This is a genomic window from Pseudomonas sp. Ag1 (assembly GCF_000278565.1).
In the GTDB taxonomy this organism is placed as follows: Bacteria; Pseudomonadota; Gammaproteobacteria; order Pseudomonadales; family Pseudomonadaceae; genus Aquipseudomonas.
The window spans coordinates 163,127-180,318 of sequence record NZ_AKVH01000103.1; the positions used below are offsets into that span (position 1 = coordinate 163,127).

The window sequence follows — 17,192 nt, forward strand, 5'->3', positions numbered from 1 at the left end:
GTCAGATGTCCTTGGACAGCACCAGGCTCGCGCCCTTGCGGCTGAGGAACCACAGGTAGACCAGCCCGATCACGACCCAGGCAATCCCGAGCTTCTGTGCCTGCAGTCCCATGTTGAACATGATCGCGAAGGTGATCACAAAGCCCAGCACCGGCGTGATCAGGTGCCGCCACACATTGCGCGACTGCATGCGCCGCCAGTAGTAGTTGATCACGGTGATGTGCAGGATCATGAAGCCGCTCAGGGCGCCGAAATTCACCAGTGAGGTGAGGGTGTCCACGGTGTCGATGAAGAAGTAGCAGATGACCAGCGACAGCACGCCCACCAGGTAAATGCTCAGGTATGGCGTGCTGTATTTCGGATGGACCCTGGCCAGGGTTCCCGGAAGCTTGCCATCCCGGGCCATGCCGAACAGCAGTCGCGACACTGCTGCCTGCGAGGTGATGGACACCGCCACACCCCACGCCAACGCCGTGGCAATCGCCGTCAGCGAAGCCAGCCAGCTGCCGCCGGCAATGGCTGCAATTTCGTAAAAAGCCGAGTCGGCGGACGTGAAGCCCATGCCTGCCGCAAGGTCGGTTGCCAGCCAGGTTTGCGCCACGAAAATCGCGCCCATCACCAGCAAACTGATCAGCGCGGCCCGGCCCACACTGCGCCCGGCATCGCCTCTGGTTTCTTCCGCCAGGGTGGAAATCGCGTCAAAGCCCAGGAACGACAGCACCGCGATTGAAACGCCCTGCATCAGCAACCCAAAGTTGAATCCTGTGGGGTTGTACAGCGGCGCCAGCGTCAGGTGGCCGTTGCCGGCACCCCCGTGCAGAGCCTTCCAGGCACACACTAGGAAAATCCCCAGCACCACCAGTTGCGCCAGCAGGAACACGATGTTCATGCGCGCGGTAAACGTCATACCGCGCAGGTTGACCAGGGTGGCACTGACCAGGAACGCCAGGATAAATGCGGTCTTCGGAATCTCGGGGTACAAGTGGTTCAGCGCAATCGCGGCATAGATATACAGCAACGGCGGGATCAGCAGGTAATCGAGCAACAGCAGCCAACCGGCAATAAACCCGACACCTGGATTCAGCCCGCGCTGGGCGTAGGAATACACCGAGCCGGCAATCGGGAACGCCCGCGCCATGCTGCCGTAGCTCAACGCGGTAAACAGCATTGCCACCATGCCGACGATATAGGCCAGCGGTACCATGCCGGGCGCTTCGCTGTTCACATAGCCATACACGCCAAAGGGCGCGATGGGGATCATGAAGATCATCCCGTAGATCACCAGGTCCGTAAGGGACAGGCTGCGCTTCAGTTCTTGTTTATAGCCAAACTCTTCAATTGCCATGATGGGGTACTTCCGTATGAAGTAAGGCGAATGCGCAGCCGCCAAAGCGGCCGAACATGTTCTTGAACCCGGCAGGTTAAAAGACGCCCAGGCGGTTTTTTTATAGTTGTAAGACCGGTCCAGCCAACAGCAGCTACAGCAGTGGAGCCAGATAGTCCGCCCATGACTGCAGCGCATGGGGCGTTCGCAGCAGGTCGTTCCTGACCTCCAGCAGCACGGCCTCAATGCCGCGCTGATCACCGTGGAACGGCACGGTCATGTCACCGAGCACATCCACTTCGTAAGGCTGGTTGGCGGCAACGTTCAAGCCCTGGGCGGCCAACCCTTGCAGAATCCCTTCGGCATAGGCGGCGGCGCCGGCAAACAACACGCCGGCCTCGAGCGGGCGGGGTTGGCCGTGGTAAATCGGGGTGAAGCTGTGGACGGCCACGATGCGCACTTCGCGACCTTGCGCCAGTCGCGCATCGATCAGGGCGCTCAAGCGCTGGTGAAAGGGTGTGAACAAGCGCTCCTGGCGATACTGGCGAACGATGTCAGGAAGTTCCCGGTTGCCTGGCACGTCGTAGATTTCGCTGCGTGGCGGAATGCTGTCGGGGGCTTCCAGCGGGCGATTGAGGTCGATCAGCAAGCGCGAATAGGCGGCCGAGATCAACGTGGCATCCAGGGCCCTCGAGAGTCGTTCCGCCAGTTTCAGCGCACCGATGTCCCAGGCGATATGCTCCTTTGCCGCTTCATCGTTCAGGCCCAGGGCGTTCAGTTCCGTGGGGATGTAGGAACTGGCATGTTCGCAAACCAGAATCACCGGGTGCTCGGACTCTTGCCGGCTGACCCGGTATACCGGTTTCTTGAACAGGCCGTGTTCGGGGGAATCAGTAAAGGCGGGCATAGTGATCACAGAGTTCGGCAGGCGTCAGTTTCTCGGTGGATTTGAGCTCTTCGGCTTTCAGGGCGAAGTAGGCATCCATCAGCAGTGGCGGCAATTGGTCCAGCAACTGCGGGTTGTTGCGCAGTCTGGCGAGGGCGTCTTCTAGGGTGTCGGGCAGGGCGAGGATATGCCGCGCCTGGCGTTGTTCATCGCTCATGGACTCCGGGTCTTCATCGGAGGAACTGTCCAGCGTGAGCTTTTGCTGGAGGCCCAGGCGGCCGGCAATCAGCACGGCGGCCATGCTCAGGTGCGGTGAGGCGGTTGCGTCCAGCGGGCGGAACTCCAGGTTGTATTGCCTGGCCGGGGACTTGCCGCCGATGGTGATGGTCGGGCAAATCCGCAGTGACGCTTCGCGATTGCGCTGGCCCAGGTTGGCGTAGGACGCACTCCAGTGATGAGGCTTCAAGCGCAGGTAGGAAATCGGCGTGGGCGCGCTGAAGGCGCATAACGCGGGCAGGAATTTCAACACGCCCGCCGCCCACTGCCGGCCTTTTTCGGACAGCCCGTTGCTGCTTTGCGCGTCGTACATCACCGCGTTTCCGGCTGGATCCTGCAAGCTGATATGCAGGTGCACGCCGTTGCTCACGCCATCGGCTTCGAGCTTGGGCGAGAAGCTGATATCCAGGCCCATCTGGCGCGCGATTTCACGGGTGATCTCCCGCACATTCACCGCGCGATCGGCTGCGGCCACACCTTGAGTGGGACGGCAGGTGACTTCGTATTGCGCCTTGCCATACTCCGGCAAAAACATCTCCGGTTCGACGCCGGCCGCCTTCAGCGCGCTCAACAGCCAGCCGCCGAAAGACGCGGCGTGATGCTGGGCGGAAAGCGAGAAGGCATGGTGAGCGTTGTCAGGGGCCTTGTAGCCGAGGTTGAACTCATGTTCGAACGCGGCAGTCACCTCAAGCCCCAGCTCGTCGCGATAACGCTGGATCTCGTTGCGCAACATCGTGCGCGGGCAGGCCGCCCAGGGCTGGCCGTCGGTTTCGCAGATATCGGCGTGGATAAAATCCAGGCCCGGCGCATTGGCGTCCGGGCCGTTGGGCACCTGCACGCGGGTATTCATGTCCGGGATCAGGCGCAAATCGCCGCAGGAGCCCCAGGGATTATTCTCCGCCACCCGGTCCTGAGGCGTCAGCGCACTGTTGGCCGGCACCCAACCCACACCGGCTTGCTGATAACTCTCAAGCTCGTCCGTGGGAAACGAACGTCCGCGAGTCACACCAATCAGGTCGGTGGTGACGATAGTGGTCATTGCCGTTGGCTGGATCAGGCTCACGGGCGCAACTCCTGCAAACGGTTGATCACGGTTTGGGTGTCGGTGATCCAGCAATAACCCTTGATCGCCTCGAGGCACGCGTGATGCCGTTCGAAGGTGTAAGTGGCGCAGGCATCTTCGATCAGGGTCACCAGATAGCCACGGTCTGCGGCGTCACGCACGGCCATGTCGACGCACTGGTCGGTAACGATGCCGGCGATGATCAGGTGCCGGGTTTCCAGATTGCGCAGCACGTAATCGATGTTGGTGGAGTTGAAGACCCCGGACGACGTCTTGGGCAGCACGATTTCATTCTCAATGGGCGTCAACTCGTCAATCACGCCGGCCTGGTAGCTGCCCTTGGGCAAATGCATGTCCGACAGCTTGTGATCCAGCGAGCGATCGCGGCCATCCGCCGTGAGGCTTTCGATGATGGTGTGCAGCACGTTTTGCCGGGCTTCGCGCACCGCATTCAACAGCCGGACTTGATTGGGGATCACCGTTTCCCGAGCACGACCCAGGAAATATGCTGCGTGCGGGCCCTGCAAATGCGGGTCGAGTGCCGGGTCGAGCCAGGCACGTTGCATGTCCACCAGCAGCAAGGCGGTGTTGCCCGCGGTGAACGGAAGATCGCGGGGCGAATGATGGGGGAGCGTGAACATTGTTATTTTTCCTCCAAAAGGTGAGCGGCGAATTCCGTGCGAAGGGCATCGATCCCTTCCAGGCGGGCATCCAGGCCATTGCTGTGTTGTGTGAGGGTGGCGATCAGGGCTTCTACCTGCGCGAGGGCGGGCACCATCGTGTCAAAGGCCGACACCGATTCCACTGGGGAGCTGATGATCAAGTCGGCCAATTCCCGCAGCGGCGAGGCATAAATGTCGGTGAACAACACCACCCGCGCGCCCCGCGCCTTGGCGGCGGTTGCCACGCGCAAGGCCTGGGTCTGGTAGCGGCGGTAGTCGAACAGCAGCACCAGGTCCTGGCGCTGGATGTCATGGATTCGGTCGGGTAACTGGGCGTTGTCTTCCAGGGAATGACAGCCCGGACGCAACAGGCGCAAGTGATTCACCAGGTAGCCCGCGAGAAAACTGCTGAGCCGGCCGCCGAAGCAGAACACCTGGTGTTTGGTATCCAGCAGCCATTCGGTGAGTACGCGCACGTCTTCGGGTTGGGTCAGGGCCTGGGTTTCCTGAAGGGCGCGGTTGCAGTCGTGCAGGTAAGTGGCCCAGGCGTCATCCTGGGACGAGTGCGCCCGGGGTTGCAGCAGGGTGATTGGGGACCGCAGGCGGTGGTCCATTTCGCTGAGCAAGGCGTCCTGGAATTCGGCATAGCCACCGAAGCCGAGCTTCTTCACCAACCGCATGATGGTCGGGTCGCTGACCCCGGCGTGTTCGGCCAGGCGCGCCATGGAACCGAGGCCGCTGCGTGGATAGTGGTCGAGGAGGGCACGGATCACCTTGCGCTCGGAAGGCGTAGGGCTGAGTGCGGCGTCGGTGAGTTTGTCACGTAGGTTGGTCATATCTCGCCTTGTTGTTTTTGCTACGGCTTGGCGAGAATGAGTGTATTGGTAGTAAATGCTACATGTAAAGGCAGATTTCGGCTGTTTGTTGGAAACACTACAGGGATATGGCTTGACCTGTAGCGAGGGAGCTTGCTCCTGCCGGGGTGCTAAGCGCGTCCAAAGAAAGGACCGCTACGCAGTCCAACGGGAGCAAGCTCCCTCGCCACAATGGTATTTGCATTGGATCACTTCCCCACCCGCCCCGGAATGGCCACCCGACTTGTCGCCTTCACCTCCCTTAACGCCAAACTCGACTGAATCGACGCAATCCCCAACTGCCGCCGCAACACGCTCTCCACAAAATCGCTGTAGGCGTCCAGATCCTCCGCCAGCACCTGCAGCAGATAATCCGCATCCCCGGTGATCTTGTGGCAGGACTGCACCTGTGGCAGCTCCTTGATCACGGCCTCAAAGTCCTCTGGCGTATGGTCGGAATGCACGGCAAACCGCACATGCACAAACGCCATGATCTCCAGGCCCAGCATCTTGCGATCGAGGTTGGCCTGGTAGTCCTTGATCACGCCTTCTTCCTCCAGCCGCTTGCGCCGTCGCCAGCATGGAGTGAGGCTCAATGACAGGCGCTCGCTGAGTTCGGCGTTGGAAATACTCGCGTCTTCCTGCAGCAAGGCGAGGATGGCGAGATCGGTGTCGTCAAGTGCGACCTGTCTGGTTTTATTTTTCTTCATGGCGGCTCTTTGGGGTAAAAATTCCCGATTACGCTAGCATCGGCGCACGTAAAAGCAAAGAAAGCCCACCGCAGCCAGAACAAAATAATCACCTGTCTTTCACGGGTGGATGTCTTTCATGTTGACTGTTTTCAGCGACTCTCATCGTTTGCACCATGGCACCGAACTCAAGGATGGCGTGCTCAAGCCGTCCTTCGAACAACCCAGCCGCGCCGACACGGTGCGTGATCGGGTCAAGCACGTTGGGCTGGGCGATATCATCGTGCCGCGCACGTTCGACCGGGCCTGTTACGTCAATGCCCACAGCGAACGCTACGTGTCCTTCCTGGAAACCGCCTGGGCCGAATGGACGGCGATTGGCCGTGCCCATGACGCCTTGCCGCTGGTGTGGCCGGTGCGGGACCTGGCCAATGAGCAGGTGCCGGAATTCATCGACGGCAAGCTCGGGTTTTTCGCGATGGATGCCGGTTCACCGATCACCAGCACCACCTGGGAAGCGGTGAAGACCAGCGCCGATATCGCACTCACCGGCCTGGCATTGATTGATGAAGGCCACGACAGCGCCTTCGCCCTGTGCCGGCCACCGGGCCACCATGCGGCGCGGGAATACATGGGCGGTTATTGCTACCTGAATAACGCAGCCATTGCCGCGCAACAGGCGATCACCCAAGGCGCCAAACGGGTCGCGGTGCTGGACGTGGATTTCCACCACGGCAACGGCACGCAGAACATCTTCTACAACCGCAATGACGTGATGTTCGTCTCGCTGCATGGCGATCCGTCTGTGTCGTATCCCTACTATTCGGGCTTCAGTGCCGAGCGCGGTGCCGGGGCGGGCGAGGGGTTCAACCTGAACTACCCGCTGGCGAAAAACACCGGGTGGAGCACCTACAAAGAAGCGTTGCTCGACGCCTGCAATCAACTCAGAAAGTTCTCGCCGCAAGTGCTGGTGATTTCCCTCGGCGTCGACACCTTCAAGGACGACCCCATCAGTCATTTCCTGCTGGAAAGCCGCGACTTCCTCGGCATCGGCGAGATCATCGCCAGCGTCGGCGTGCCCACGCTGTTTGTGATGGAAGGCGGCTACATGGTCGATGAAATCGGCATCAACGCGGTCAACGTGCTGCACGGTTTCGAGAACAAACACGCCTGACCCCGATGCCATTCCAACAATAAACAACGCCTGACTTTTTTCTGCCAAAACTCAAAAACATAACAAGAGGTTTTGTGATGAAAACAACCGTGCCCGGGCTGATTGAAAAGCCCGCTTTGCAACGCACCCTCAACAACCGCCATATCCAACTGATGGCCATGGGCGGTGCGATCGGCACCGGCCTGTTCATGGGGTCGGGCAAGATCATCGCGCTGTCCGGCACCTCGATCATCCTGATCTACATGATCATCGGGCTGTTTGTGTATTTCGTGATGCGCGCCATGGGTGAGCTGCTGCTGTCCAACCTGAACTTCAAGAGCTTCGCCGACTTTGCCGGTGCCTACCTGGGGCCGCGTGCGGCGTTTTTTCTTGGCTGGTCGTACTGGCTGAGCTGGAGCGTGGCGGTGGTGGGGGATGCGGTGGTGGTCGGGGGCTTTTTCCAGTATTGGTTCCCGCACGTGCCGGCCTGGATACCGGCGATTGCAATGCTGCTGACCCTGTTTGCCTTGAATGTGCTGACGGTGCGGCTGTTCGGCGAGGTGGAGTTCTGGTTTGCGATCATCAAGATCATCGCCGTGGTGACCCTGATCAGTGTGAGCGTGGTGTTGATTGCCAGCTCGTTTGTGTCGCCCACCGGCGTCACGGCTTCCCTGAATCATTTGCTGGATAAACAGGCGGCGTTTCCCAATGGCGTGTTCGGCTTCTTTGCCGGGTTCCAGATGGCGATCTTCTCGTTTGCCGGTACCGAGTTGATCGGCACGGCGGCGGCCGAAACCCGTTCGCCGGAGAAGACGCTGCCCAAGGCAATCAACTCGATTCCGCTGCGGATCATCCTGTTCTACGTGCTGGCCTTGGCCTGCATCATTGCGGTGACATCCTGGGAGCAGGTGTCGCCCAGCAAGAGCCCCTTTGTCGAGCTGTTCCTGGTGGCCGGCTTTCCCGCCGCCGCCGGGATTGTGAATTTCGTGGTACTGACCTCAGCGGCTTCTTCGGCCAACAGCGGGGTGTTTTCGGCGAGTCGTATGTTGTTCGGCCTGGCGGACCTGGGAGACGCACCCGGGATATTCCGACGACTGTCGAAAAACAGCGTGCCGTTTATCAGCCTGGCGTTTACCACCTTCCTGATGCTGCTGGGCTTGTTGCTGCTGTTTATAGTCCCGGAAGTGATGACGGCCTTTACCATCGTCTCCACTGTTTCGGCGATCCTGGTGATCTTTACCTGGTCGACCATCCTGGCGTCCTACATCGCCTATCGGAAAAAGTGCCCTGAGCTACATGAAAAATCCCTCTACAAAATGCCCGGTGGCGTGCCGTTGGCGTGGGTTTCACTTGGCTTCATGGCGTTCGTACTTTGCCTGCTGGCACTTCGCCCAGATACCCGCCTGGCCCTTTGCGTGATGCCTGCATGGTTTATGTGGCTGGCGGTTGCCTACCATTTCTCGCATTTTCGCCACCGACTCCAGCCTGATCAGCGCACGGCGCAGTAGCGGTTGTCGTACAACCGCAGGCCATTCAACCCTCGAAAAAGGCCGGCTTGTACGGCCTTTTCATGACGGTTTTTTCATCGGTACATGACAAAAATTTCACATTCTGCGCCATCGGCCCCATGCCACAATCCGCAGCGTTTGCAGGGCCGCAACGGTATTCGCTCGAAGGACAGTAAAAAAATAATGTTCACAGGGGCGCAGTAAATGAAACTCTCTACATTAGCGTTGGCCATCACGGCGGCTGTCCTTGCACAACACGCCAGCGCAGACGGCTTTGGTCTTGGCTCACTCGGCACGGGTGACGGCCATAGCGGCTTCCTCGAAGACAGTCATTCTTCGATCAGTTCGCGCACCATGTACTACAACGCCGACGTTCACTCCGGCACGGCGAACGATCTGCGGGAAGCGGCTCAAGTACTGCGTTTCGACTATAAATCCGGTTACACCCAGGGCACCGTCGGCGTAGGTTTCGACGTGATGGCTTTCGGCGCGTTGCGTCTGGACGGTGGCGATGGCCACGCAGCGGGCAATGGCCTGTCGGGTAACGGCAACAGCTTCTTCCCGGTGAAGAACAACGGCACCGAGCCTGCTGACAGCTTCGGTCGCGCAGCCGGCAACGTTAAATTCCGTATTTCCCAGACTGAATTGCACGTGGGCGGTGGTTTGGCGCCGATCCTGCCGATCCTGGTGTCCAACGACAGCCGTGCCGCGCCGCAGACCTTTGACGGCGGCATCCTGACTTCCAAGGACATTCCCAACGTCACCTTCACCGGCGGCGAGCTGAACAAGGCTGAAGGTCGTGCATCGAGCAACTCCACGGGCTTGAGCGTGGCCGGTGCCACTCGCGACAGCGACAGCTTCCGTTTCGGTGGTGTCGACTACCAGCCGTTTGGTTCTTCTGACAACGTCATCGCTAAAAACCTGACGTTGCAGTACTACTACGCCAACCTGGAAGACTTCTACAAACAGAACTATTTCGGCCTGGTCCACGTATTGCCGTTGGGCAATGACCAGTCGTTCAAGACCGACCTGCGTTATTTCGACAGCACCAGCGACGGCAAAAACGGTTCGGCCGGCTATGCGTTCAACAACAACGGCGGCTATGCCAAGCACGCCGGTGAAGTCGACAACAAAACCTACAGTGCTGCCTTCACCTATCAGTTGGGCGGCAGCCAGTTGATGCTCGGCCATATCGGCGTGAGTGATGACGGTGGCTTCGTCTGGGTCAACCAGGGCAGCATCGCCGATCCAACCGCCCAAGGCGCGGCCGGTTCCGACTTCTACCTGTTCACCGACGCGGTGGTTGGCCAGTTCTCCCGTGCGGGCGAGCAGGTCAATTTCGGTCAGTACCTGTATGACTTCAGAACCCTGGTGCCGGGCCTGAAAGCCTCGATTGCCTACCTGAACGGCAGCGACATCAAGGCCAAGGTTGCCGGTGGCAGCGATCAGTCGGAACGCGAAACCGATTTCCGTCTTGATTACGTCGTGCAGGAAGGCCCGCTGAAAGGCTTCGGTACTACGTTCCGTACCGGCAGCTACCACGGCCATAACACCGGCACCGCCGACCAGGATCAGACTCGCCTGATCTTCAACTACACCTACGCGCTGTTTTAATCAGTCGTCGGTAACTGCTCCAGATGAAGGCCGCCCATTGGGCGGCCTTCTTTATTGGCGTGGGGTTCCAGCCAGAGCAGGGCGCTACAGTTGTTTTTACACAAGGCAACGTTTAATCATGCGCGGCAATTCCCAACCTACAAGTCAAGACAAGAACCGTTTCCATGAAAGTCAGTGCACGCAACGTATTCAAAGGCCAGGTCAGCCAGGTCCAGCACGGCGCGGTCAATGCCGAAGTGGTGTTGACCCTGCCCGGCGGCGAGCAGTTGGCGGGCGGTTCGAAGGTGTTTTCCATCGTGACCCGCGACGCGGTGGCCGAGTTGGGCCTGAAGCCGGGCGTGAGCGCCACGGCGTTTGTTGTTGAAAAGGGCTATTGCGCTAAGGCGCCAGCCGGGTGAACACATAATCGTGGTTCTTCACCAGCGCCTGATGGCAGGCAAAGCACGTCTCATGCTGCGCCTGGTCCACCGGCTTGCCATTGATGAACCGTCCAAAGCCCCAGCCTCCGGTCGCTGCGTATTTCTTCGAGTCCTTGACCATGAACTGCACGGTGGTCGCCGCGCCGGGAATCGACGCGGTCTTGAACTCGGGCGATTGCACGTGCTTCCAGGCCAGTTTCGCCAGCACGGTGCCGTCGGGGAAGGGCAGCGTGCCGTCGCGGTACGCCTTGAGCGCCACTTTATTGCCCAGCACCACTCGCAGTTCATTCAGCGGGTCGGCTTCCTGGGCCGGCGCGATCAGCTCCCATTGACGGTAGCCGTCGGGAATGGTCACGCCGTAGATCGGCGAAGGCTCGCTGGTGGCCGGGCCGCCAAAGGCGAACCCGGTAGCGGTGGCCACCACGCCAGCTGTTGCAGCGACGAGTGCAGCAAGATGCAGGCGCTTCATCACAGGTGGTCCGCATCGATCACAGCCTTGGCAAAGGCTTGCGGTGCTTCCTGCGGCAGGTTGTGGCCGATGCCGCCGCTGATCAGGCGGTATTCGTACTTCCCGGTAAAGCGTTTGGCATAGTCCTCTGCGGCCGGGTGCGGCGCGCCGTTGGCGTCGCCTTCCATGGTGATGGTGGGCACGTTGATGGACGGGGCGGTGGCGAGTTTCTGCTCCAGCGCAGCGTATGTTTTCTCTCCCTGCACCAGCCCCAGGCGCCAGCGGTAGTTGAAGATCGATACGGCGACGTGGTCGGGGTTGTCCAGGCCTTTGGCGCTGCGGTCGAAGGTGGCGTCGTCGAATGCCCATTTTGGCGAGGCGATCTGCCATATCAACTTGGCAAAGTCGTGGGTGTTTTTCGCATAGCCGGCGGCGCCGCGATCGGTGGCGAAGTAGAACTGGTACCACCATTGCAACTCGGCCTTGGGCGGCAATGGGTTCTTGCCGGCGGCCTGGTTGCCGATCAGGTAGCCGCTGACCGATACCAGCGCCTTGACCCGCTCAGGCCACAACGCCGAGACGATGTCGGCGGTGCGCGCACCCCAGTCATAGCCGCCGAGCACGGCCTGCTTGATCTTCAGCGCGTCCATGAAGTCGATCAGGTCGACGGCGAGGGCGGCCGGCTGGCCGTTGCGCAGGGTCTTTGCCGACAGGAAATGGGTATCGCCATAGCCGCGGGCGTAAGGCACCAGCACCCGGTAGCCCTGGGCGGCCAGCAGCGGCGCTACCTCGGAGTAGCTGTCAATGTCGTAGGGCCAGCCATGCAGCAGTATCACCACCGGGCCATCGGCCGGGCCGACTTCGGCGTAGGACACATCCAGCAAGCCGGCTTTCACATGCTTCAACGGGCCGAGCGCGCTGTGGGCAGTTGCGCTGGCCGCCGCAGGTGCTTGCGCGTCCTGTGCACTGGCGACGCCGAGGGCACCGAACTGCAACAGCGCAAAGGCCAGCAGCGACGCGCCCATCAGGCGGCGGGGTGGGGTGTTCAACTGTGTGTGCATGGTGAGTCTCCGGCGGCGGGTGGTGTGCCTGGCTCACAGTTGAACGTAGTTGTGTATCCCGTCTGTTTCGAGAAAACCCGTGGGTTAAAGGTTTTGTATCGCAGCGGTGTTTGGACACACTGCGATACAAAGGTCAGAGGGCCCGCCGGGCCACATACACCAGGCTCGGCGCCTGACCGGGTACATCGTCCAGCTCATCGATGTACTGCATGCCGATTTTCTCCAGCACCTTGATCGATGCTGTATGCGCCGGACGCACCACGCCGTACACCTGCGGCTGGTCCAGTTCGACAAAGGCAAACTGCAACGCCGCCCTGGCAATCTCGGTTGCAAAGCCCTGGCCCCAGGCGCTGACCGCAAAGCGGTAGCCCAGGTTGATCCGCTCAACGTCGTTGTAGGGGTACAAGGTGATGCCACCAAAGCCGATCACGCGGTCCGGCGCCTCTTGTGTGGCAATCGCCCATTGGCCGAAACCATGTTCTGTCCAGTGCAGCAGCCAGCGAGCCAGGGCGGCCTCGGCTTGGCCCAGGTCCGTCAAGGGGCCCGCCGGGTTGTAGCGGTTGGTCTCGGGATCGCCATAAATGGCAAATACACTGGCCACATCGTCGGCCGCTGCGGGCCTGAGAATCAGGCGTTCGGTGGTAATCGGGTGGGTATTCATGGGTGGATTCTGATCCTTGGAGCGAGCGAGAAGGTGTTCACCTATATTTATCCTGCTTTCGGCGCTCTAGCACGCTTGATTCAGTTGTTAGGGCTACTGGCAGGATGCCACAATGGCACTTTGTCGCGGCAGTAAGATCAGGCGGACCAAATGAATGGCCTTGGGCGTGGGCAGGACCAGGATTGCTTCATCGAGGAGCAGGTACGAACAGATCGATTGCACCAGCTGTTTCGCCAGTCATTCTCTGCAGTGTTCGGCAGTTATATGGCGGCCGCCATGCTGTGCTGGCTGTGCTGGGAACGTTTTGATCACCGGGTAATGCTGGTCTGGCTGGTGGTATTGGCGGGGACGTCGTTGCTGCGGGTGTGGATGTTCATGGACTGGTTTCGCTGCCCCAACAGTGAACGCACCCCCGCGCGCTGGGAGCGGCGCTACTGGGTAACGCTGATGTTGTCGGCCGGGGTCTGGGGCATCGGCGCATTCGCCCTGATGCCCACCGACGACCGCCTGTCCCAGGCCCTGGTGATGTTGTTCACCGTGGGCATGTCGGTCAGCGCAGTCTCGTGTTATTCGGCCTATCGCTACATGACCCTGGTCTCCATGGGCCTGGTGCTGCTGCCGTGCACCCTGTGGCTGCTGTTTCAACCGTCGTCGATGCAAGTCGGCATGGCCCTGGCGGTGCTGGTGTTCTCTTCGTTTGTCGGTGGCGCCACGCGCAAGCTGTCGGATGCCCTGGAAAAAGCCTTTCGCCTGACCCGGCAAATGGAACGAGCCCACAACATCTCCGCCCGCGCCGCGCAAACCGACGAACTCACCGGCCTGATGAACCGCCGGGCGTTTTTCGAGCATGCGCAGTTGCTCTACGAACAGTGCCGGCATAACCAGCAGCCGTTGTGCGCGCTGATGATGGACATGGACCACTTCAAGGACATCAATGACACCTACGGGCACCAGGCCGGGGACCAGGTGCTGCGTCAGATCGGCGGGGTGATCAGCGCGTCGTTTCGCCAGGCCGATGTGTATGGGCGGCTGGGGGGCGAGGAGTTTGCGGTGCTGCTGCCGGATACGTCGCTGGAGACCGGGCGGGACATCGCCGAGCAGTTGATCAAGGCCATCGCCGGGCTGACCAGCGAGCCGGTCCAGGGGTTGACCGCCAGCCTCGGCGTGGCCTGGGCCCGCGCGGTGGACCAGGACCTGCACGGCCTGATGAACACCGCAGACAAGGCGCTGTACCGCGCCAAGGCCCTCGGGCGTAACCAGGTGGCCGTCGCGGAATAGGCCTCAGCCCTTGAGCAGCGCCTTGGCCAGCACCTGTGAGACCTGGTCGGCCGAGTAGGGCTTGGGCAGGAACACCAGGCCTTCATAGCCGCTTTCCGCCAGCTCCTCGCTGTAGCCCGAGGTCAGTACCACCGGCAGGCCGGGCCGGCGGCGTCGCAGTTCCCTGGCCAGGGCCACCCCGGTGATGCCGGGCATCACCACATCTGAAAACACTGCATCGAACCCCAACGCGTCTGCGCCGGCCAGTTCCAGCGCCTGTTCGGCATTGGTTGCCCAGGTGGTCTGGTAGCCGAGGTCCTGGAGGATCTGATTGGCAAAGCGGCCCACTTCCAGGTTGTCTTCCACCACCAGGATATGGCGCTGGGCGCATTCGGTGATCAGCCCGCAGGTGTCCGGGGTGTCTCGTTGGAAGCTCTCTTCAGGTACCACTTGCGGCAAGTACAGGGTAAACACCGTGCCCTGGCCGACCTGGCTGGCCACATCGACGTTGCCGCCCGATTGCTTGGCGAAGCCGAACACCTGGGACAGTCCCAGGCCGGTGCCCTTGCCGACTTCCTTGGTGGTGAAGAAGGGTTCGAAGATGCGCTCGAACGTTTCCCCGGGAATCCCGCTGCCGGTGTCGGTGAGTGAAATGGCGATGAACGCCTGGCGTGAACCGGCGTCACCACGGATGCTCGGCAGTGCTTGATCGGCGTCCAATCGCAGGGTCAAGCTGCCCTGGCCGTTCATCGCGTCCCGGGCGTTGAGGGCGATGTTGATCAGGGCGGTTTCAAACTGGCTGGAGTCGGCGCGGATGTAGCACGGCTGCCCGGGCAGTTCGACGTGCACATGAATCCGCGCGCCAGTCACCGTCTCGAGCATCTCGCCGATGTTTTTCACCCGCAGGCCTGCATCGAACACTTCCGGGTTCAGCGGCTGGCGCCGGGCAAATGCGAGCAACTGGCTGGTCAATTTGCCGGCCCGGTCCACCGTGTCGGTGACCGCGCTCATGTAGCGCTGGCGACGCTCTTCGGACAGGCTCGGCATCCGCAGGAAGTCGACGGATGAGCGAATGATGGTCAGCAGGTTGTTGAAGTCGTGGGCCACGCCACCGGTCAACTGGCCGATGGCTTCGAGCTTTTGCGATTGACGCAAGGCGGCTTCGGTCTGGGTCAGCAGGGTGGTCCTTTCGGTGACGCGCTGCTCCAGGCTTGCATTCAGCTCGGCCAGGCGCTGGGACAAAACCACGGTGGCGGTGGTTTCGGTCACGGTGTCGAGCATGCCGACCACCTTGCCCTGTACGTCGCGGATCGGGCTGTAGCAGAAGGTGAAGTACGCCTGCTCCGGCGCGCCGCCGCGTTCGATCGTCAGCGGGAAGTTTTCGATAAAGGTGGCTTCACCTGCGAAGGCGGCATCCGCGATCGGACTGATCTCGGGCCAGGCTTCCTGCCAGATCTCGTTGAATGGCCGCCCGAGGGCATCAGGCTTGTCGCCGAGAATCGGGATAAACCCGTCGTTGTAAAGCGTGATCAGCGCAGGCCCCCAGACGATCGCCTGGGGGAAACTGGAGGCAAGGCACAGGGCGACGGTGGTCTTCAGTACGTCCGGCCAGTGTTCCAAAGGCCCCAATGGCGTATTGGCCCAGTTGTGATGCCGGACCCGTTCGGCCATTTCGCCGCCGCCTTGCAGCCAGTTTGTCATTCGGTGAACGCCTTCTTGCCACGGTTCGCTGAGGTAGGGATGCCAAGCTACAGACATCCCGGGACTCAGCCAGTTCAGCGGGATTATCCACTAGATGGCACTTTAGTGTCTCGGCCGGATAATGCTTCGCTGAGCTCCCTTCAGGCCACCGTAATCGTTACCGCGATATTGCCGCGGGTGGCCTTGGAATACGGACACGTCTGGTGGGCACGGTCCACCAGTGCCTGCGCCGCCGAGTGTTCGATACCCGGCAGGCTGACCCGCAGGCGCGCCTGCAGGTAATAGCCATCTTCCGGGCTGTTCACCAGGTCCACTTCGGCACTCACCGCCGTGTCGGCGGGCAGGCGGATGTGAAGGGTTTGTGCGGCTTTGCCCATTGCGCCGATAAAGCAGGCGGACCAGCCGGCACCAAACAGTTGCTCGGGGTTGGTGCCGGCCGCCTTGGAGCCGGGCGGCGACAACTTGATGTCCAGGTGCAGGTCATCGCTGTGGGACGCGCCTTCACGCCCGCCGGTGGTGTGGGTTCTGCCGGTGTAGAGCACGGTGCTGTTCTGGGACATGACGGTTTCCTCGCAAGTGGCCCGGGGTGGGCCGGTGTGCACAGGAAACCGCGCCGGCGTATCCGCAATGTGTCATCGCCGGGGCCCTGCACCTCGCAGTGTGTCGCCTCGCCGGGAAGATACGTTGGGATACAAACCGTTATTGCTGCTGCACTCCAAACAAACCGGTCCAGTAGATGCCGGCATCACTTTTCGGGTCCATGGCGTAGGCGGCGCCCATTTCGCGGAACTGCGGGTTCATCAGGTTGGCACAGTGCCCGGGGCTGGCCAGCCAGCCGTCGACCACCTTGCGTGGGGTGTCCATGCCGGCGGCGATGTTCTCGCCGATCTGCTGGCCGATGTAGCCTGCCAGTTCAGCCCGGTCACCCGGGGTGCGGCCATCGTGGTCCAGGTGATCGAAGAAGTTGCCGTTGGCCATGTTGCGCGCGTGGCCGGCGGCGGCGTTGGCGAGTGCTTCGTTCCAGCTCAGGGGCGTGGTGGCGGCAAAGGCCTGGGCGCCACATTGGCGTGGTTGCTGGCGGGCGGTGTTGATCAGGTCGAGCACCTTCTTGCCTTCGGTCTGGGTCTCGCCCAGGCCGCTGGTCAGCAGCGGGCGGGCCAGCACGATGCGCCAGTCCTGGCCGCTGTTGCTCACGCCGATATCAATGAACTGCGGGTCGAGCACCACCCGGCAAAAACTTTCGCGCACGGCTTTCATCGCGGCTTCGGCGTTCCTGGGCCCGGACAGGCTGATGGCCTGGACGTTGACCATCGGGTACGCCGCTCGCGCCAGCGCCTGCTGCAAGTCGCCGACACTGTTGACCGGCAACACCAGCCGCGTGTCGCTGGCCAGCGGTGGCAATTCCTGGGAACCCTGGTTGCCGCAGCGCTGGACCTGGCTGCGGTATTGATTGATCGAGTCGACCAACAGGCTTTCTTCACCCGCCTGCGCCTGGGCGGTAAACACCAGACTGGCGGCCAGCGTCGTAAGACCCATCATCAATGACAGAACGCGCATGGACGTTTCCCTTGAGCTTGAAAGTGCCCATGATGCGCGATGAAGGGGCATCCATGCAC

17 protein-coding genes are annotated in these 17,192 nt (G+C 61.2%); 5 read left to right on the forward strand and 12 right to left on the reverse strand.

The window, feature by feature from the left end:
* Position 1: 1 nt before the first annotated feature.
* From A462_RS12520 to A462_RS12495, 6 genes are all read right to left on the reverse strand, one after another.
* A complete protein-coding gene (locus A462_RS12520; protein WP_003215176.1) occupies positions 2 to 1,345 on the reverse strand; it encodes an APC family permease in 1,344 nt (447 codons plus the stop codon).
* A gap of 133 nt (positions 1,346 to 1,478) precedes the next feature.
* Entirely contained in the window at positions 1,479 to 2,231 is a 753-nt protein-coding gene (locus A462_RS12515; protein WP_003215178.1) for an N-formylglutamate amidohydrolase, read from the reverse strand.
* Positions 2,215 to 3,549 carry a glutamine synthetase family protein gene (locus A462_RS12510; protein ID WP_008436348.1) on the reverse strand — a complete coding sequence of 445 codons (1,335 nt, stop codon included), beginning with the start codon at positions 3,547 to 3,549 and terminating at the stop codon, positions 2,215 to 2,217. Before A462_RS12510 ends, A462_RS12515 begins: the two co-directional genes overlap by 17 nt.
* Entirely contained in the window at positions 3,546 to 4,190 is a 645-nt protein-coding gene (locus A462_RS12505; RefSeq protein ID WP_003215182.1) for an isochorismatase family cysteine hydrolase, read from the reverse strand. The genes A462_RS12510 and A462_RS12505 overlap by 4 nt, the downstream gene beginning before the upstream one ends.
* 2 nt (positions 4,191 to 4,192) lie before the next feature.
* Positions 4,193 to 5,047, reverse strand: a complete 855-nt coding sequence (locus A462_RS12500; protein ID WP_003215184.1) for a MurR/RpiR family transcriptional regulator — start codon at positions 5,045 to 5,047, stop codon at positions 4,193 to 4,195.
* 227 nt (positions 5,048 to 5,274) lie between these two features.
* Positions 5,275 to 5,775, reverse strand: a complete 501-nt coding sequence (locus tag A462_RS12495; RefSeq protein WP_008436349.1) for an Lrp/AsnC family transcriptional regulator — start codon at positions 5,773 to 5,775, stop codon at positions 5,275 to 5,277.
* Positions 5,776 to 5,893: 118 nt separating this feature from the next.
* Between A462_RS12495 and A462_RS12490 the strand changes: the two genes are divergently transcribed.
* The 4 genes from A462_RS12490 (at position 5,894) to A462_RS12475 (ending at position 10,427) form a co-directional block, all read left to right on the forward strand.
* The gene (locus A462_RS12490) at positions 5,894 to 6,928 is read left to right on the forward strand and encodes a histone deacetylase family protein (RefSeq protein WP_008436350.1); all 1,035 of its coding nucleotides are present in this window, start codon (positions 5,894 to 5,896) and stop codon (positions 6,926 to 6,928) included.
* A 77-nt stretch (positions 6,929 to 7,005) separates the two neighbouring features.
* Entirely contained in the window at positions 7,006 to 8,415 is a 1,410-nt protein-coding gene (locus tag A462_RS12485; protein WP_003215190.1) for an amino acid permease, read from the forward strand.
* A gap of 204 nt (positions 8,416 to 8,619) precedes the next feature.
* Positions 8,620 to 10,029, forward strand: a complete 1,410-nt coding sequence (locus A462_RS12480; protein ID WP_023658889.1) for an OprD family outer membrane porin — start codon at positions 8,620 to 8,622, stop codon at positions 10,027 to 10,029.
* Between the two features lie 164 nt (positions 10,030 to 10,193).
* Positions 10,194 to 10,427, forward strand: coding sequence for a TOBE domain-containing protein (locus A462_RS12475; RefSeq protein ID WP_008436351.1), 234 nt, complete (start codon positions 10,194 to 10,196; stop codon positions 10,425 to 10,427).
* On the opposite strand, the gene A462_RS12470 is transcribed toward A462_RS12475, so the two are convergent.
* The 3 genes from A462_RS12470 to A462_RS12460 all read right to left on the reverse strand — a co-directional run bounded on the left by A462_RS12470 (position 10,408) and on the right by A462_RS12460 (position 12,618).
* Positions 10,408 to 10,917, reverse strand: coding sequence for a cytochrome P460 family protein (locus tag A462_RS12470; protein WP_008436352.1), 510 nt, complete (start codon positions 10,915 to 10,917; stop codon positions 10,408 to 10,410). The two genes, A462_RS12475 and A462_RS12470, sit on opposite strands and share 20 nt — an antisense overlap.
* On the reverse strand, positions 10,917 to 11,957 hold the full coding sequence (locus tag A462_RS12465; protein WP_008436354.1) for an alpha/beta fold hydrolase: 1,041 nt from the start codon (positions 11,955 to 11,957) through the stop codon (positions 10,917 to 10,919). Before A462_RS12465 ends, A462_RS12470 begins: the two co-directional genes overlap by 1 nt.
* Positions 11,958 to 12,090: 133 nt before the next feature.
* Positions 12,091 to 12,618, reverse strand: a complete 528-nt coding sequence (locus tag A462_RS12460) for a GNAT family N-acetyltransferase (RefSeq protein ID WP_008436356.1) — start codon at positions 12,616 to 12,618, stop codon at positions 12,091 to 12,093.
* 150 nt (positions 12,619 to 12,768) lie between these two features.
* Between A462_RS12460 and A462_RS12455 the strand changes: the two genes are divergently transcribed.
* Positions 12,769 to 13,896, forward strand: a complete 1,128-nt coding sequence (locus A462_RS12455) for a sensor domain-containing diguanylate cyclase (protein ID WP_032899500.1) — start codon at positions 12,769 to 12,771, stop codon at positions 13,894 to 13,896.
* A gap of 3 nt (positions 13,897 to 13,899) precedes the next feature.
* On the opposite strand, the gene A462_RS12450 is transcribed toward A462_RS12455, so the two are convergent.
* From A462_RS12450 to A462_RS12440, 3 genes are all read right to left on the reverse strand, one after another.
* Positions 13,900 to 15,576: an ATP-binding protein gene (locus A462_RS12450; protein ID WP_008436365.1), complete on the reverse strand. Its 1,677-nt coding sequence runs from the start codon at positions 15,574 to 15,576 to the stop codon at positions 13,900 to 13,902.
* Between the two features lie 140 nt (positions 15,577 to 15,716).
* The gene (locus A462_RS12445; protein ID WP_008436367.1) at positions 15,717 to 16,136 is read right to left on the reverse strand and encodes an organic hydroperoxide resistance protein; all 420 of its coding nucleotides are present in this window, start codon (positions 16,134 to 16,136) and stop codon (positions 15,717 to 15,719) included.
* 139 nt (positions 16,137 to 16,275) lie between these two features.
* Positions 16,276 to 17,133 carry a CAP domain-containing protein gene (locus A462_RS12440; RefSeq protein ID WP_003215212.1) on the reverse strand — a complete coding sequence of 286 codons (858 nt, stop codon included), beginning with the start codon at positions 17,131 to 17,133 and terminating at the stop codon, positions 16,276 to 16,278.
* Positions 17,134 to 17,192 lie beyond the last annotated feature (59 nt).

Excerpts from the sequence above, each read along its gene's own strand:
- A462_RS12520 (WP_003215176.1), bottom strand. The coding sequence starts at position 1,345 with ATGGCAATTGAAGAGTTTGGCTATAAACAAGAACTGAAGCGCAGCCTG.
- A462_RS12515 (WP_003215178.1), bottom strand. The coding sequence starts at position 2,231 with ATGCCCGCCTTTACTGATTCCCCCGAACACGGCCTGTTCAAGAAACCG.
- A462_RS12505 (WP_003215182.1), bottom strand. The coding sequence starts at position 4,190 with ATGTTCACGCTCCCCCATCATTCGCCCCGCGATCTTCCGTTCACCGCG.
- A462_RS12500 (WP_003215184.1), bottom strand. The coding sequence starts at position 5,047 with ATGACCAACCTACGTGACAAACTCACCGACGCCGCACTCAGCCCTACG.
- A462_RS12495 (WP_008436349.1), bottom strand. The coding sequence starts at position 5,775 with ATGAAGAAAAATAAAACCAGACAGGTCGCACTTGACGACACCGATCTC.
- A462_RS12490 (WP_008436350.1), top strand. The coding sequence starts at position 5,894 with ATGTTGACTGTTTTCAGCGACTCTCATCGTTTGCACCATGGCACCGAA.
- A462_RS12485 (WP_003215190.1), top strand. The coding sequence starts at position 7,006 with ATGAAAACAACCGTGCCCGGGCTGATTGAAAAGCCCGCTTTGCAACGC.
- A462_RS12480 (WP_023658889.1), top strand. The coding sequence starts at position 8,620 with ATGAAACTCTCTACATTAGCGTTGGCCATCACGGCGGCTGTCCTTGCA.
- A462_RS12475 (WP_008436351.1), top strand. The coding sequence starts at position 10,194 with ATGAAAGTCAGTGCACGCAACGTATTCAAAGGCCAGGTCAGCCAGGTC.
- A462_RS12470 (WP_008436352.1), bottom strand. The coding sequence starts at position 10,917 with ATGAAGCGCCTGCATCTTGCTGCACTCGTCGCTGCAACAGCTGGCGTG.
- A462_RS12465 (WP_008436354.1), bottom strand. The coding sequence starts at position 11,957 with ATGCACACACAGTTGAACACCCCACCCCGCCGCCTGATGGGCGCGTCG.
- A462_RS12460 (WP_008436356.1), bottom strand. The coding sequence starts at position 12,618 with ATGAATACCCACCCGATTACCACCGAACGCCTGATTCTCAGGCCCGCA.
- A462_RS12455 (WP_032899500.1), top strand. The coding sequence starts at position 12,769 with ATGAATGGCCTTGGGCGTGGGCAGGACCAGGATTGCTTCATCGAGGAG.
- A462_RS12450 (WP_008436365.1), bottom strand. The coding sequence starts at position 15,576 with ATGACAAACTGGCTGCAAGGCGGCGGCGAAATGGCCGAACGGGTCCGG.
- A462_RS12445 (WP_008436367.1), bottom strand. The coding sequence starts at position 16,136 with ATGTCCCAGAACAGCACCGTGCTCTACACCGGCAGAACCCACACCACC.
- A462_RS12440 (WP_003215212.1), bottom strand. The coding sequence starts at position 17,133 with ATGCGCGTTCTGTCATTGATGATGGGTCTTACGACGCTGGCCGCCAGT.